The organism is Pseudomonas sp. Sample_9, assembly GCF_004307535.1.
GTDB classification, from domain to species: domain Bacteria; phylum Pseudomonadota; class Gammaproteobacteria; order Pseudomonadales; family Pseudomonadaceae; genus Aquipseudomonas; species Aquipseudomonas mercuritolerans.
On record NZ_RAZO01000053.1, the window covers coordinates 1 to 14,216 of the forward strand.

The 14,216-nt window shown below is 61.7% G+C and carries 11 protein-coding genes; 4 read left to right on the forward strand and 7 right to left on the reverse strand.

Going from position 1 to position 14,216, the window contains the following annotated elements; all coding sequences use genetic code 11:
• Window positions 1-108 precede the first annotated feature (108 nt).
• The 3 genes from rhdA (at window position 109) to D6877_RS03290 (ending at window position 3,618) form a co-directional block, all read left to right on the forward strand.
• Complete coding sequence (gene rhdA, locus D6877_RS03280) at window positions 109-924, forward strand: thiosulfate sulfurtransferase (protein ID WP_130909835.1); 816 nt, start codon at window positions 109-111, stop codon at window positions 922-924.
• 18 nt (window positions 925-942) lie between these two features.
• On the forward strand, window positions 943-1,803 hold the full coding sequence (gene asd / locus D6877_RS03285; protein ID WP_130909836.1) for an archaetidylserine decarboxylase: 861 nt from the start codon (window positions 943-945) through the stop codon (window positions 1,801-1,803).
• A 66-nt stretch (window positions 1,804-1,869) separates the two neighbouring features.
• The gene (locus D6877_RS03290; protein WP_130909837.1) at window positions 1,870-3,618 is read left to right on the forward strand and encodes a molecular chaperone; all 1,749 of its coding nucleotides are present in this window, start codon (window positions 1,870-1,872) and stop codon (window positions 3,616-3,618) included.
• Between the two features lie 104 nt (window positions 3,619-3,722).
• Here D6877_RS03290 and serB read toward each other — a convergent pair whose 3' ends face one another.
• Window positions 3,723-4,937 (reverse strand): phosphoserine phosphatase SerB, encoded by a 1,215-nt coding sequence (serB, locus tag D6877_RS03300; protein ID WP_041477650.1) that lies wholly within the window; start codon window positions 4,935-4,937, stop codon window positions 3,723-3,725.
• A gap of 134 nt (window positions 4,938-5,071) precedes the next feature.
• Here serB and D6877_RS03305 point away from each other — a divergent pair, with 134 nt between their 5' ends.
• Window positions 5,072-6,583, forward strand: a complete 1,512-nt coding sequence (locus D6877_RS03305) for an AhpA/YtjB family protein (RefSeq protein WP_110644890.1) — start codon at window positions 5,072-5,074, stop codon at window positions 6,581-6,583.
• Between the two features lie 348 nt (window positions 6,584-6,931).
• Here the strand turns inward: D6877_RS03305 and D6877_RS03310 are convergent, their stop codons facing one another.
• The 6 genes from D6877_RS03310 to D6877_RS03335 form a co-directional block, all read right to left on the reverse strand.
• Complete coding sequence (locus tag D6877_RS03310; protein WP_130909838.1) at window positions 6,932-7,642, reverse strand: PqiC family protein; 711 nt, start codon at window positions 7,640-7,642, stop codon at window positions 6,932-6,934.
• Window positions 7,643-7,827: 185 nt separating this feature from the next.
• A complete protein-coding gene (gene parC, locus D6877_RS03315; RefSeq protein WP_130909839.1) occupies window positions 7,828-10,092 on the reverse strand; it encodes a DNA topoisomerase IV subunit A in 2,265 nt (754 codons plus the stop codon).
• Between the two features lie 7 nt (window positions 10,093-10,099).
• A complete protein-coding gene (locus D6877_RS03320) occupies window positions 10,100-10,624 on the reverse strand; it encodes a TIGR02281 family clan AA aspartic protease (protein WP_071174225.1) in 525 nt (174 codons plus the stop codon).
• A complete protein-coding gene (locus D6877_RS03325) occupies window positions 10,621-11,610 on the reverse strand; it encodes an esterase-like activity of phytase family protein (RefSeq protein ID WP_130909840.1) in 990 nt (329 codons plus the stop codon). The genes D6877_RS03320 and D6877_RS03325 overlap by 4 nt, the downstream gene beginning before the upstream one ends.
• Window positions 11,610-13,517 (reverse strand): DNA topoisomerase IV subunit B, encoded by a 1,908-nt coding sequence (gene parE / locus D6877_RS03330; RefSeq protein WP_130909841.1) that lies wholly within the window; start codon window positions 13,515-13,517, stop codon window positions 11,610-11,612. Before parE ends, D6877_RS03325 begins: the two co-directional genes overlap by 1 nt.
• Before the next feature lie 41 nt (window positions 13,518-13,558).
• On the reverse strand, window positions 13,559-14,167 hold the full coding sequence (locus D6877_RS03335; protein ID WP_130909842.1) for a YqiA/YcfP family alpha/beta fold hydrolase: 609 nt from the start codon (window positions 14,165-14,167) through the stop codon (window positions 13,559-13,561).
• Window positions 14,168-14,216: the final 49 nt, after the last annotated feature.

Here is a 14,216-nt window from a genome sequence, read left to right on the forward strand (position 1 = left end):
GCCTTCGGCAAAACCGCGCAGTGCATCGAAAAAGCCCTGCACAGCTTTAGCAGCCGTGGCCAATGAGCCTGCGCTACAATCCTCCCCTTTGTGCTCTGGAGACCTCACATGTCTGACTTCTCTGGCTTGCCGCTCGTCATCGAGCCGAGCGACCTGCTGCCGCGCCTGGAGTCGCCGGAACTGATTCTGGTGGACCTGACCAGCCCTGCCCGGTATGCCGAAGGTCACTTGCCCGGCGCACGTTTTGTCGACCCGAAACGCACCCAGCTCGGCCAGCCACCGGCGCCCGGGCTGATGCCGGCGAAGGCCGATCTGGAAGCGTTGTTTGGTGAGCTCGGTCATCGCAAAGATGCGGTCTACGTGGTGTATGACGATGAGGGCGGTGGCTGGGCCGGGCGCTTCATCTGGCTGCTCGATGTCATTGGCCACGACAAGTACCACTATATAGACGGTGGTCTGCCGGCCTGGCTGGCGGACGGTATGCCGATGTCGATCCAGGTACCACCCGTTGTCGGTGGCCCGGTCTCGCTGACCCTGCACGACGAACCGACCGCCACCCGCGAATACCTGCAAAGCCGTCTCGGCGCGGCCGACCTGGCGATCTGGGACGCGCGCGGGCCGCTGGAGTATTCCGGCGAGAAAGTTCTCGCAGCCAAGGGCGGCCATATTCCTGGCGCGGTCAATTTCGAATGGACCGCCGGCATGGATCAGGCACGCCAGCTGCGCATCCGCAGCGACATGCCGCAGGTCCTCGAAGACCTCGGGATCACCAAGGACAAGGAAATCATTACCCACTGCCAGACCCATCACCGGTCGGGCTTCACTTATCTGGTGGCCAAAGCCCTCGGTTATCCGCGGGTCAAGGGCTACGCCGGTTCCTGGGGCGAATGGGGCAACCACCCTGACACGCCAGTCGAGATTTAAGGTTTTTAAGGACAACTAATGAAAGAGCGTCTGTTTATCCTCAGCCAGTACCTGCTGCCGCATCACCTGCTGTCGCGTCTGGCCGGCTGCATCGCCGAATGCCGCGTGCGCTGGTTCAAGAATGCGTTCACCCAATGGTTCGCCAAGCGTTATCAAGTGGACATGTCGCAAGCACTGGTCGAAGACCTGACCGCTTACGAGCACTTCAACGCATTCTTCACCCGTGCCCTGAAAGACGGCGCGCGTCCACTGGACGAAACTCCGGGCGCGATCCTCAGCCCGGCCGACGGTGCGGTCAGCCAGCTCGGCCCGATCGAGCACGGTCGCGTGTTCCAGGCCAAGGGCCACAGTTTCAGCGTGCTCGAATTGCTCGGCGGTGATGCGGCCAACGCAGCGCCGTTCATGGGCGGCGATTTCGCCACCATTTACCTGTCGCCGAAGGACTACCACCGCGTGCACATGCCGCTGGCCGGCACCCTGCGCGAAATGGTCTACATCCCGGGCCGCATTTTCTCGGTGAACCAGACTACTGCCGAAAACGTCCCGGAGCTGTTCGCCCGCAACGAGCGCGTGGCGTGCATTTTCGACACCGAACGCGGGCCGATGGCCGTGGTGCTGGTTGGCGCGATGATTGTCGCTTCGATTGAAACCGTATGGGCCGGTCTGGTCACGCCACCGAAGCGCGAGCTGAAAACCTTCCGCTACGACGAAGCCGCACGCGCACCGATTCATCTGGAAAAAGGCGCAGAACTGGGGCGCTTCAAGCTCGGTTCAACGGCGATCGTGCTGTTTGGCCCGGATCAGGTGAAGTGGGCCGATGAGCTGGTGGCCGGCTCGCCAGTGCAGATGGGCCAAGGTCTGGCACTGCCAAAAGCGTGACCCAATTTGCGGAAGCAGCCGAGGCTGCTTCCGCAAACCGCGGCATTTGCTGCTATGGTTTTGCTCATGAGCCAGACCAACTTTTCTCCCAAGCTGCGCGCTCCGACTCCCACGCAAACGCGCCTGTCGTTCTGCGACGCCAGCCCGCGTGATCTCAAGCGCTGGATCGCCGGCCTGCCCAAGGCCAACATCGGCGAAACCGCCCGCCTGCTCTATCAAGGCCTCGGCGAACTGAACCTGTTGCTCACTCCCAGCGACAATCGCCTGCAACTCCTGGAACTGCTGCGGCCCGAGGTGTATTTCGTCTGCCAGCATCTGGAACGGCACTTTCTGCATCAGGCGATCATGCTCGACGAGCGCTCGCGCAAGGTCAGCAACCTGTGCCAGGCGCTGCAAGGCCAATTGGCCATCGGCTATAAACAGATCGTTCTGCGCATCCTGCCCAAATACAGCAAGGACCGCGCGCCACTGGTCAGCACCGCTTTGCAACGTGCCGCGCACGCGCTGAAGGCGCAACTGGTGCGCGCCACGCAGTTGTACAGTTCTCCGCCGGAACATGTGTGGTTCGAATTGCATCAGCTGTATCGCAGCGCGGCGCAAATGCAGCTGCAACAACGGCGGCTGCGCGATGATCTGGCGTTTTTGACCAGCGAACTGAGCGTCGAACAGACCTACATCGCCGCGCTGCTATTGGGCTGTGCCCGTTGCAATCAATTGCGCCAGAGCCAGATTGCCCGGCTGGCCGAGGTGATCGAGCCGTGGAGCGCCCTGCTCAAACTGCATCCCGGCAGCGCCGACGACAGTTTGTTCGCCATCAGCCCGGAACTCGATGTCGGCCCGCGCTACCGCAAGATGTTTCGCAGCGAACAACAGAACGGGCTGCTGGGCTTCGATCCGCAACTGCTGGTCAAACAGCTCGAAACGCACCTGCTGCACCAGTCCACCTCGACCCCGTTACCCGTTTCCGCCGGCCTCAGCGTCGACACCCTGCAACATCTGCACGCTACCTGGGGCCAAGCGGCCGAACGCAGCTTTCAACGCATCGCCGGCCAGGGCACGCTGACCGTGTGCGTTGGCATGAGCGCCCTGCACTTCTACCTCGGCGGCGAGCGCACCTTCAGCGAATTGCTCAAACATCCCGGTGCCCGCGCGGCAAATTTCAGCCGCGTCGTGGCCAACGGCGAAAAGGACAGCTGGAGTCAGGCGTTCGACGCTGCCCCGCAAAGTAACGATGAGCTGTTGCCGTACGAGGAAATCCAGTACGACCAGTTGAGCGAAGAAGAAGGCCCCGGGAACGCGCCGAATTATCCGACTTACGCCTTGCCGGTGATCAACCATAGCCCCGGCGGCTATTGCCTGGCCTGGCCGAGCGAAGTGCCGGCCGAATTGCAGGCCGGGGAAATGCTCGGCATTCAGGACAGCGAGGGCAAAGGCTGGAGCATTGCGGTGATTCGCTGGATCCGCCAGGTGCGCGGCAGCGGCACGCAGATGGGCATTGAACTGGTCGCGCCACACGCGCAGCCGTGCGGCTTGCAACTGGTGCGAACGAAAGATGATCACAGCCAGTATTTGCGCGGTTTGCTGTTGCCGGAAATCAGTGCGATCGATTTGCCAGCGACCGTACTTGCGCCGCGCCTGCCCTTTCAGGAAGGCAACAAGGTGTTGATCAACACCCAGGGCGAAGAACACCGCGCCGGGCTGGATCGGCGGGTGGCGAGTACGCACAGCTTCAACCAGTTCGCCTATCGCTCGCTGGATCCTGCGCAGAATGGCGGAGGTGAGGAGGATTTTGATTCGTTGTGGAATTCGCTCTAGATCGAGGCGCGGCCTTCGCGAGCAGGCTCGCTCCCTCATTCAAATGCAGTTCAAATGTGGGAGCGAGCCTGCTCGCGAAGAGGCCAGATCAGCTTATCGAGATCTCAGAGCTGCCCGTCGCGATCGCGGAAACCCAGCAGATACAACACACCATCCAGCCCCAGCGTTGAGATCGCCTGCTTAGCCGACTGCTTGACCAGTGGTTTGGCGCGGAACGCCACGCCCAGCCCGGCAATCGCCAGCATCGGCAAGTCGTTGGCGCCGTCGCCGACGGCAATGGTCTGCTCCAGACGCAGACCTTCCTTGTGCGCCAGTTCCTTGAGCAAGTCAGCCTTGCGCTGCGCATCGACAATCGGCTCGATCGCCACGCCGGTGCACTTGCCGTCGACCACTTCCAGCTCGTTGGCAAACACGTAATCGATGCCAAGCCTGGCTTGCAACTGCTTGGCGAAATAAGTGAAGCCGCCGGACAGGATGGCGGTTTTGTAGCCGAGGCGCTTGAGTTCGGCGAACAGGGTTTCGGCGCCTTCGGTCAGGCGCAGCGAGGCGCCGATCGAGTCGAGCACGCTGACGTCGAGGCCCTTGAGCAGCGCCAGACGCTCCTTGAAGCTGGCGCGGAAATCCAGTTCGCCGGCCATCGCGCGCTCGGTGATTTCCGAAACACGATCACCCACACCGGCTGCTTTGGCCAGCTCATCGATGACTTCCGCTTCGATCAGCGTCGAGTCCATGTCGAACACGGCCAGACGCCGGTTGCGACGGAACAGCGAATCTTCCTGGAAGGCGATATCGACGTTCAATTCCTGGGCAACGCTGAGGAATTCGGCGCGCAAGGCCTGCGGATCGGCCGCTTCACCGCGCACGGAGAATTCGATGCAGCCCTTGCCCTTGTCGGCCGGTGTGTCCAGCGGCATGCGCCCCGACAGACGGTCGATATGGTCGATGTTCAGGCCATATTTGGCGGTGATCGCGCTGACCGCCTGCAATTGGCCGGCGGTGACTTTGCGCGTCAGCAGGGTAACGATATGGCGCTTCTTGCCCTGATTGCCCACCCACTGCTGGTAATCCTCTTCGGATACCGGGGTGAAGCGCACTTGCTGATCCAGTTCGTAGCCCTTGAACAGGATGTCCTTGAGCACTGACTTGCCCTGTTCGGAATCGGGAATTTCAACCAGGATGCCGAACGACAGGGTGTCGTGGATCACCGCCTGACCGATGTCGAGAATGTTCACACCACCTTGTGCCAGAACACCGGTGATGGCCGCCGTCAGACCCGGACGGTCGACTCCCGTGATGTTAATCAGGACGATTTCGCGCAACGCGCACCCCCGCAACTGGAAAAAAACCGCATTCTACCCACTTTCAGTGACCATCGGGCACCGCGAGCGCTTTGCCGGTCTGGGGCCTGTCGCTATACTGCGCGTCAACTTCACGGACAAAGAGCCGAGCTCAAGTGAACCGGCCCACGCCAGTCAAAACCGATAACTTCTTCCTGCTGATCTTCCGTGCACTGCGCCATCGCCGTGTACCGATTGCATTGCGCATTGCCAGCCACAACGTGATCCTGGTCGCTCTGGCCCTGGTGATCTATGCCGGGGTGATGGGGCTGCAATTCAAGCAGGCCATGCACGAGCAGGCCGATGCGCTGGGCGAAAGCCTGACCACGCAGACCGCCACCTCCGCCACCGAGCTGCTGGTGTCCAACGACATCCTCAGCCTCAACGTGCTGCTCAACAATCTGACCAAGAACAAACTGGTCGCCCACGCGGCAATCTACAGTGTGGACAACCGCATCCTCGCCGAGTCCGGTCAGCGTCCCAAGCACAGCCTGCTGGGCGAAGCGGAGGGTATGTACGAGAGCAAGATCACTTTCCAGGACGTGACGGCCGGGCAACTGCGCATCAGCCTGGACATGGATCAGTTCCAGCAGCCAATGACCATCAGCCTGCAAAGCATGGGCATTCTGAGCGCGATTCTGCTGGCACTTTCGCTGGCTCTGAGCCTGCGCATGGGCCGTTATCTGTCGACGCCCTTGCTGCAATTGCGCGTGTGGCTGCGCCGCATCGACGCGCATACACCGGGCATCGATCGCCAGGATGAAATCGGCGATCTGGCGCGCCAGCTGCACGCCAGCTACGCCCCGGAACCGGAGCCTGAACCTGAACCCGAGCCGGAATTCGCCGAGGAAGAAGACGAGCCGGAATTCGAGGTGCGTAACCTGCGTGATCCGAGCTTCGACGAAAGCCGCCCGCTGGCCGCGAAGAAACCGGCGCCGCGTCACCTGGTCAGCACCGTCGAAGACGATGATGACGATGACGCTTTCGCCGACCTGCGCGACGAATCGCTCAACGGCGCCGCCCAACCGCTGACGCGCAAACCGAGCCCTGACGTGCCACAGCACACCGCCGTACTGGCCGTGCAACTGGGTTCGCAGGAACAATTGCGCCGCTTGCCTCGCGCACGTCTGGAAGAATTGCAGGAACGCTATCGCGACTGCCTTGAGCAGGCTGCTTCGCTGTATCAGGGCGAAATCGAAACCCTCAACGATGGCAGCACGCTGTTGCTGTTCCACACCGAAGATTGCGGCGACGATTACCTGACCAATGCCATCTGCTGCGGCGAACTGCTGCGTGCTCTGGGTCATCAGTTGCAGATCGAGGTTGCAGACAGCGGCATCACCCTGCAATTGCAGCTGGGCCTGACTTTGGGCGATGAATTGTTCGGTCTGAGCCAGATTGATCTGCTGCTGACCGATTCGGCCCAGGATGCACTGGCCTTGTCGCAACACAGCCGCAATCTGCTACTGGTTGAACGCAAGATCAGCGATGACGCGTTGATCCGCCAACGTGCGCGGATCCGGCCGATCGCCAGCCCTGAGGGCGCTTGCTGTGTAGAACGGTTGATGGAGCCTTATCCGTCGATGCTGGAACGGCAACTGGCGCGGATGCATGAGCGCCGGGCGTAAGGCTTAGGCCCGATCCGCAAAAGCCCGCAGACGAGTGATTGTCTGCGGGCTTTTTTGTGCGCGGTGTTATTGGAATCGTGCGCCCCCCTGAAAAGCCCCTCACCCTAGCCCTCTCCCGGAGGGAGAGGGGACCGACCGAGGTGTCTGGCGCCATATGTCGACCTGACAGATCTTGGCGATTATGGATTCACCTCCGCGCGTTCACGTCGGTGTAGCTCTCGAATATCCCCCAATCGGTCCCCTCTCCCTCCGGGAGAGGGTTAGGGTGAGGGGCTTTGGATCTTCCACCCCACCTCCAGACACAACAAAGCCCGCACAAGGCGGGCTCTGTTCTGACTCGTTCCAGCCTCAGAAGCGAAACACTTCCATATCGGTACGAATCGGCGAGGCCATCGGAATCTTCGGCTGCTTTTCGGCATCCGCCGCCGGCGCTGCGGGTTTCGGCGCGGCCTTGCGCGGTGCCTCGGCCACGGGCGGCTGGTTGGCCAGTGGCTTGAGCGCCACCGACAGCTGCTCGGCCAGACGCTGCAACAGAACCCCTTGTGCCTGCACCTGGGACGCGGTGCTGCCGGCGTGCGTTTCCTGCAGGTGAATGATGCGATTATCACGCACCTTGCCGCGACGATCGATCAAACGCCACTGCGCATCGAGAATCGCCGGCTGTTTTGCCCCGGAATCCAGACGGGTGATGGTCAGCAGAACCTGCACATCCGGCGTGAATCCGGTAGTAGCAGGCGCCAGCACCACACGCTGGCTGTCCAGGTGACCGGCGACCTGACGCATCAGCAACTGATCGATATCCGACGAAAGGCTGCCAGCCCAACGACCGTCGGTCGCTGCTTGCAGGCTACCGTCGGGTTGACGTTGCAGCAGGGTTTCGCGTTGCAGGTAATCGGCAACAACTACCGGCCCCAGCAAAACCGCCATGCCTGCGCTTTGCGCAGGCTGAACCGGACTTCCGCTGTCCAGTTGGTACAGCGACACCGGCTGGTGAACGCTGCAACCCGCCAGGCCAAGAACGCCGGCGAGCAACAAAATAAGGGGGCGTAGAGCAGTCATCATCCCGTCCAGGTGGCCGCCACAAGGCTGACCACAGTGAAAATACTCAATAAATATGAAGAACGCTCGGCCACGCCGGCGCTTGAAAGGCCATATCATCCGTGAATATGCGTTCCGACTCCAGCGCCAAAGCGTCGATCTACGCGTTTAATCGCAGATCGAACGCTCTAGGAAGGCGTTCTCGTCTAATTGAGGTTTTCGACGAGCAGCGCATCCACCCTCTGGAAGCCCCGCGGAAGTTTGTTTCCGCGCCGTCCACGCTCACCTTTGTAGTGCTCGAGGTCGTCGGCTTTCAGTGACAGGGTCCGTTTGCCAGCCTGCAACACCAGGGTGGCGCCTTCCGGCAGGACGGCGATGTCCGTGACATATTCTTCGCGACTGGCCACGCGCTCACCGGAGATACCGATGATCTTGTTGCCTTTGCCCTTACCCAATTGTGGCAGATCGCTGATTTTGAAGATCAGCAGGCGACCTTCGGTCGTGACCGAGGCCAGCCAGTTCTGTTCACGATCGGCGACCGGACGCGGCGCGATGACCTTGGCGTTGTTCGGCAAGCTCAGCAGCGCCTTGCCAGCCTTGTTCTTCGCTTGCAGGTCTTCGCCTTTGACCACGAAGCCATAACCGGCATCGGAGGCAATCACGTACAGCGCATCGTCTTCGGGCATCAGCACGCATTCGAACGAGGCGCCCGGTGGCGGCGTCAGACGGCCGGTCAACGGTTCGCCCTGACCACGGGCCGACGGCAAGGTATGCGCAGCAACCGAATAGCTGCGGCCGGTGGAGTCGATGAACACGGCAAATTGGTTGGAGCGCCCCGCCGCCGAGGTCTTGAAGCCATCGCCGGCCTTGTACGACAGACCGGTGGCGTCGATGTCATGGCCCTTGGCCGAACGCACCCAGCCTTTTTCCGACAGCACGACAGTGACTTTCTCGTTCGGCAGCAGATCGTGTTCGGTCAACGCCTTGGCTTCGGCGCGTTCGACGATTGGCGAACGGCGGTCGTCGCCGTAGGTTTCGGCGTCTTTGAGCAGCTCGGTGCGCACCAGTTTCTTCAGCTTCGCTTCGCTGCCCAGCAGGGCTTGCAGCTTGGCTTGTTCCTTGAGCAGTTCGTCCTGCTCGTCACGCAGCTTCATCTCTTCCAGTCGCGCCAACTGACGCAGGCGGGTGTCGAGGATGTAGTCGGCCTGAATCTCGCTGAGGGCGAAACGCTCGATCAGTTTGGCTTTCGGATGTTCCTCGGTACGGATGATGTGGATCACTTCATCCAGGTTGAGGTAGGCAATCAACAAACCGTCCAACAGGTGCAGACGACGCTCGACCTTGTCGAGGCGGAATTGCAGGCGGCGGCGCACGGTCAGCACGCGGAACTCCAGCCATTCGACCAGCAGCGCACGCAGGTTTTTCAGCTGCGGTTTGCCGTCCAGACCGATGATGTTGACGTTGACCCGGTAGGTCGACTCCAGCTCGGTGCTGGCGAACAGGTGCTGCATCAGCGCTTCGTGATCGACGCGGCTGTTGACCGGAATGATTACGATGCGGCACGGGTTTTCGTGGTCGGATTCGTCACGCAGATCGGCGATCTGCGGCGCTTTCGACGGTTTGGCCTGCATCAGCGCGGCAATCTGCTCCAGCACTTTGGCGCCGGAGACCTGATGCGGCAGCGCGGTAACGATGATGTCGCCGTCCTCGACGTGGTACACGGCGCGCATGCGCACCGAGCCTTTGCCGGTTTCGTACATCTTCAGTAGGTCGGCACGCGGCGTGATGATTTCCGCTTCGGTCGGATAGTCCGGACCCTGAATGTGTTCGCAGAGCTGCTCGACCGTGGCTTTCGGCTCATCCAGCAAACGCACGCAGGCGGTGGCGACTTCGCGCAGGTTGTGCGGCGGCACGTCGGTGGCCATGCCCACGGCAATACCCGTGGTGCCGTTGAGCAGAATGTTCGGCAGGCGCGCCGGTAATACCAGCGGCTCCTGCAGGGTGCCGTCGAAGTTCGGCCCCCAGTCAGCGGTGCCCTGGCCCAGCTCGCTGAGCAGCACTTCGGAATAGCGCGACAGCCGCGCTTCGGTGTAACGCATGGCGGCGAAGGACTTGGGATCGTCCGGCGCACCCCAGTTGCCCTGGCCGTCGACCAGCGTGTAGCGATAGCTGAACGGCTGCGCCATCAGCACCATCGCTTCGTAGCACGCCGAATCGCCGTGGGGATGGAACTTGCCGAGCACGTCGCCGACGGTACGCGCCGATTTCTTGTGCTTGGAATCGGCGTCCAGCCCCAGTTCGCTCATGGCGTAGACAATACGCCGCTGTACCGGCTTCAGGCCGTCGCCGATATGCGGCAAGGCGCGGTCCATGATCACGTACATGGAGTAGTTGAGGTAGGCATTTTCGGTGAAGTCAGCCAGCGATCGGCGTTCTACACCGTCCAGGCTGAGATCAAGGGAGTCGCTCATGCGGGCCTCATCGGTTCGTTGTCTGGCGCAGCAGCATGGTGCCACCGCGCTGGGTAAATTCAAGTTTGTTCAGAGCGCTCATGCCGAGCAGCACCTGATCGCCATGCAGCCCCGGCGCCACCAGTGCGCGGACATCCCGCAGGACGATGTCGCCCAATTGCAGGCGGGCAATCTTCGTTCGATAGCCCTGGCTCAGGCCGTTGGCCGTGCTCAGGGTCACGCCGAAACCTTCTTGCAGCTTCAAACGCTTGGCCAGATCCGCCGGGATCGCCACATCGGTCGCGCCGGTGTCGAGCATGAACTCGACCGGTTCGCCGTTGATCTGGCCGCTGGCGACAAAATGCCCTTGGGCATTGCTCGCCAGTTTCACTTCGATAAAACCTTCGCCCTGCTCCGACGTGACCACGATATTCGGGTTCTGCTGGCGCTGTTCCCACTGACCGAAAAACCGCGTCGCGAGAAACAGTGCCGCGCACCAGGCGAGGATCATCAACACCCGACCGGCACGCTTTCCCGGTGGCTGCTGGCTCAAGGACTGGCACTCCAGCCGCCGTCCGGCGCGGCGAAGCGCCAGACCACCGGGCGGACCTCGCCGTCGGCACGCGGGCCAAAATTGTTGTCGACGCCGATCCACGCGCCTTCGGCATCAATGATCAGCGCTTCCTCCAGTCCGTAGTTCTGCGAGTAGCGGCGATTTTCCTGCAACAGTTCGCCGGCATACGACCAGCATTGCTCGACTTTGGCCGTCTGTGCATCGCGACGGCAGATCTCGAAAGCGTTGCGTTCAAGGGTAAACAGCTTGCCGTTAAACAACGAAATGTCGGAAAAGTCGCGATGAACCGCTTTCGCTTTCGGAAACTGTGGCGGCTGCATCTCCTTGCCGCCCTCACTGAGCAGCACGCAGCGACCGTCACAATCCCACACCGTCTGCTGGCGCTTGATCAGCAGCAGGCCGCGCTTTTGCCGTTCGGCGGCCAGCCATATCTGATCACCGGACGGGTTGATCGCCAGGCCCTCGAAGATCGAATTGAACTTCAGCAGCAGGCCGCTCGCCCGCGCTTCGCGAACCAGCAGCGGCGAGATTTTCAGCCAGTTCGCCGGGCCACTGACCGGCACCTGCAACACCGCCGCATGGGCCTCACTGACGATGTAGCGATTGCCTACGCTGTCGCAACTGATGCCTTCGAAATCCAGATCGCCACCGCGAATGAACGACGCCGCCCAGGTGCGAGAACTCAACCCCCAAGGCAAACCGCTCTCCGGCACAGGCGGCACGTCGATGTGCACGGTTTGCGCCTGCCAGACCGGATCGCGGGTATCGAGCCGGTAGATCTGCTCGTCATCGCGATCGGAAACCGTCCACAGCTCATTGCCGCACATGGCCAGACCTGACAGGTTACCGCCGCGCATGCCTTCGACCGGGTGTTCGGAAAGCAGCCGCAATTGTTGCAGCGGCTCGGCCGACACGCTCAGCGCACTCAGCAGCAACGCACCCGCCAAGGCCCAGCCAAACTGCATCAGGCCAGCACCTCGGCGAGGTTGCCTTTGGATTCCAGCCAGGATTTGCGGTCACCGGCGCGTTTCTTCGCCAGCAGCATGTCCATCATTTCCGAGGTTTCGGCGAAGTCTTCGCCCAGCGTCAACTGCACCAGACGCCGAGTGTTCGGGTCCATGGTGGTTTCACGCAGTTGCGGCGGATTCATTTCGCCCAGACCCTTGAATCGGGTGACCTGCGGCTTGCCGCGTTTCTTCTCGGCCACCAGGCGATCGAGAATACCGTCGCGCTCGGCCTCGTCGAGGGCGTAGTAAATCTCTTTGCCGAGGTCGATACGGTAAAGCGGCGGCATCGCCACATAGACGTGACCGGCATCCACCAACGGGCGGAAATGCTGGACGAACAGCGCACACAACAAAGTGGCGATGTGCAGACCGTCGGAGTCGGCGTCGGCGAGGATGCAGATCTTGCCGTAGCGCAGCTGGCTCATGTCCGCCGCGCCCGGATCGACGCCGATGGCCACGGCGATGTTGTGCACTTCCTGGCTGGCGAGCACTTCGCTGCCGTCGACTTCCCAGGTGTTGAGGATCTTGCCGCGCAACGGCAGGATCGCCTGGAACTCCTTGTCCCGCGCTTGCTTGGCCGAACCGCCGGCGGAGTCACCCTCGACCAGGAACAGTTCGGAACGCATCGGGTCCTGCCCGGCGCAGTCAGCCAGTTTGCCCGGCAATGCCGGGCCTTGAGTGACGCGTTTGCGCTCGACTTTCTTGCTCGCCTTGAGGCGACGACCGGCGTTATTGATCGCCAGTTCGGCCAGGGCCAGACCGGTTTCCGGGTTGGCGTTGAGCCACAGGCTGAAAGCGTCTTTCACCACACCGGAGACGAACGCCGCCGCTTCACGGGAAGACAGACGCTCTTTGGTCTGGCCGGAGAATTGCGGTTCCTGCATCTTCATCGACAAGACGAAAGCGATGCGCTCCCAGACGTCTTCCGGCGCGAGTTTCACGCCGCGCGGCAGCAGGCTGCGGAATTCGCAGAACTCGCGCATCGCATCGAGCAGGCCCTGACGCAGACCGTTGACGTGCGTGCCGCCCTGCGCAGTCGGGATCAGGTTGACGTAGCTTTCCTGTACCGCGTCGCCACCTTCCGGCAGCCACAGCAGCGCCCAGTCGACCGCTTCCTTATTACCGGCGAAGGCGCCGCAGAACGGCTCGTTCGGCAGACGTTCGAATTCGCTGACCGCATCGACCAGGTAGGAGCGCAGGCCATCTTCGTAATGCCACTCGACTTTCTCGCCGGTGCCTTTGTCCTCGAAGCTGACCAGCAGCCCCGGGCACAACACAGCCTTGGCCTTGAGCACGTGCTTGAGGCGGCTGATGGAGAATTTCGGTGAGTCGAAGTATTTCGGGTCCGGCGCGAAGTACACGCTGGTGCCGGTGTTGCGCTTGCCGACGGTGCCGACGATTTCCAGCTCGGAGGCCTTGAAGCCGTCCTTGAAGGTCATCTGGTATTCGTTGCCGTCACGCTTGACCCGTACGCGCACTTCGGTCGACAGCGCGTTGACCACGGAAATACCCACCCCGTGCAAACCGCCGGAGAACTGGTAGTTCTTGTTGGAAAACTTGCCGCCCGCGTGCAGCTTGGTGAGGATCAGCTCGACGCCGGACACACCCTCTTCCGGGTGAATGTCCACCGGCATGCCACGGCCGTCATCGCTGACTTCCAGGGAGTGATCGGCGTGCAGGATGACCTGCACCGACGTTGCATGCCCGGCCAAGGCTTCGTCGACGCTGTTGTCGATGACTTCCTGGGCGAGGTGGTTCGGCCGACTGGTGTCGGTGTACATGCCGGGGCGTTTGCGCACCGGGTCGAGGCCCGAGAGGACTTCGATGGCGTCGGCGTTATAAGAACTAGCGCTGGGAGTGGCCATAAGGTCTCGTCGTCAGTCATTCATGAAAGAGGGGCAAGACTTCACAGCGTGGTGAAATCGATTGCCTGATACATATCGGCAGCCATGCCGGCAAAACTCAGCAACGCCGGTAATTGCCCGGCAAAGCCCTGAAAACTGTGGTCGCCGCCAGCCTGGATGCGCAAGGCACAGGCGCGGTAATAATGTTGGGCGAGGCGATAATCCAGCGTTTCGTCGCCGGTTTGCAACCAGACCTGATAACGCTGCGGATCCAGCGGTGGTGGCACTTCCAGTTCGGCCAGCGCCGTGACGTGGTCGTGGGTCAGTTCCCAGGTTTCATCGGTGTAGAGGTTCTTCTGCGTGCCCAGATGACCATCGAACATCCGGTGCGGGCTGACCGCCGGATTGACCAGAAGGGCTTTCAGGCCATGGCGCTCGGCCAGGTGAGTCGCATAGTAGCCGCCGAGCGAACTTCCCACCAGCAGCGGCCGGCCCAGCTCGGCGATTGCCTGCTCGAGCTGACCGATGGCTTCACGCGGATGGTGATGCAGCGCCGGCACGCGCAATTGCTCGCTCAAACCCAGCCGCTCCATGACCGCGACCAGCTGACAGGCCTTCTTCGAGGCCGGCGCGCTGTTGAAACCGTGGATATAGAGGATCGAACCGGACATTTGAGCTCCCTGGCTGTCGGCGAAAGATAGCGGAGTTTACAGGGAGAAG

What these genes read in the sequence shown, in the direction of transcription:
- D6877_RS03310 (WP_130909838.1), bottom strand. Translation starts at nt 7,642, where the DNA reads ATGACTGCTCTACGCCCCCTTATTTTGTTGCTCGCCGGCGTTCTTGGC.
- D6877_RS03335 (WP_130909842.1), bottom strand. Translation starts at nt 14,167, where the DNA reads ATGTCCGGTTCGATCCTCTATATCCACGGTTTCAACAGCGCGCCGGCC.
- D6877_RS03325 (WP_130909840.1), bottom strand. Translation starts at nt 11,610, where the DNA reads ATGCAGTTTGGCTGGGCCTTGGCGGGTGCGTTGCTGCTGAGTGCGCTG.
- D6877_RS03290 (WP_130909837.1), top strand. Translation starts at nt 1,870, where the DNA reads ATGAGCCAGACCAACTTTTCTCCCAAGCTGCGCGCTCCGACTCCCACG.
- rhdA (WP_130909835.1), top strand. Translation starts at nt 109, where the DNA reads ATGTCTGACTTCTCTGGCTTGCCGCTCGTCATCGAGCCGAGCGACCTG.
- asd (WP_130909836.1), top strand. Translation starts at nt 943, where the DNA reads ATGAAAGAGCGTCTGTTTATCCTCAGCCAGTACCTGCTGCCGCATCAC.
- parE (WP_130909841.1), bottom strand. Translation starts at nt 13,517, where the DNA reads ATGGCCACTCCCAGCGCTAGTTCTTATAACGCCGACGCCATCGAAGTC.
- parC (WP_130909839.1), bottom strand. Translation starts at nt 10,092, where the DNA reads ATGAGCGACTCCCTTGATCTCAGCCTGGACGGTGTAGAACGCCGATCG.